Origin of the sequence: Flavobacterium sp. UBA4854 (assembly GCF_002399805.1) — a bacterium.
Classification (GTDB): domain Bacteria; phylum Bacteroidota; class Bacteroidia; order Flavobacteriales; family Flavobacteriaceae; genus Flavobacterium; species Flavobacterium ginsengisoli.
The window spans coordinates 88,017-88,732 of the sequence record NZ_DHEI01000040.1; the positions used below are offsets into that span (position 1 = coordinate 88,017).

At 34.5% G+C, this 716-nt stretch carries 1 protein-coding gene and 1 pseudogene; both read left to right on the top strand.

The genetic code is table 11. From position 1 onward, the window contains the following. Positions 1 to 291 (top strand): annotated as a pseudogene (locus B3J44_RS05680) (acetyl-CoA carboxylase carboxyl transferase subunit alpha); the annotation flags it as partial. A gap of 140 nt (positions 292 to 431) precedes the next feature. Next, the coding region (locus B3J44_RS05685) for a DnaB-like helicase N-terminal domain-containing protein (RefSeq protein ID WP_286966696.1) at positions 432 to 716 on the top strand (285 nt) is incomplete at its 3' end.

Genomic DNA, 716 nt, shown 5'->3' on the forward strand with positions numbered 1-716 from the left:
TCTGTAATTTCTCCAGAATCTTGCTCTTCTATTTTATGGAAAAGCTGGGAGTACAAAGAGCGTGCAGCAGAAGCTTTAAAACTGACTTCTTCTGACATGAAAAAACAAAAATTAGTTGATGATGTAATCCCAGAACCACTAGGCGGAGCGCACTACGACCGTGAAACAACTTTTAAAACGGTTGCAGAATACATCACTAAAGGATATAATGAATTAAAAGACTTATCAACAGCCGACTTAATTGCCCAAAGAATGGACAAATACAGTAATATGGGCGAGTATAAAGAGTAAATTCATACAAAGAGACTTAAAATCCGAAGCCTTACAGTTTCGGATTTTTTTTTGGTTATGAACAAATCAGAATTATTTATAAACAATTATTAGTTATAACTAGATAGCAGATTTTTTTTAAATTTTGCTACTTTCGCTATATGGAAAATTTCAAAAACTTAAACCCTGTTAAGGTCGACAAAACCACAATTATCAACTTAGAAAAAGGAAAGTTGCCACCGCAAGCTCTTGACTTAGAAGAGGCTGTGCTTGGTGCGATGATGATTGATAAAAAAGGGGTAGATGATGTAATTGATATTTTGCAAGCCGAAGCTTTTTACAAAGACGCACACAAACATATTTTTGAAGCGATTTTACAACTTTTTACCGAAACGCAGCCAATTGATATCTTAACCGTTTCGACTCAGTTAAAGAAAAACGGAAAG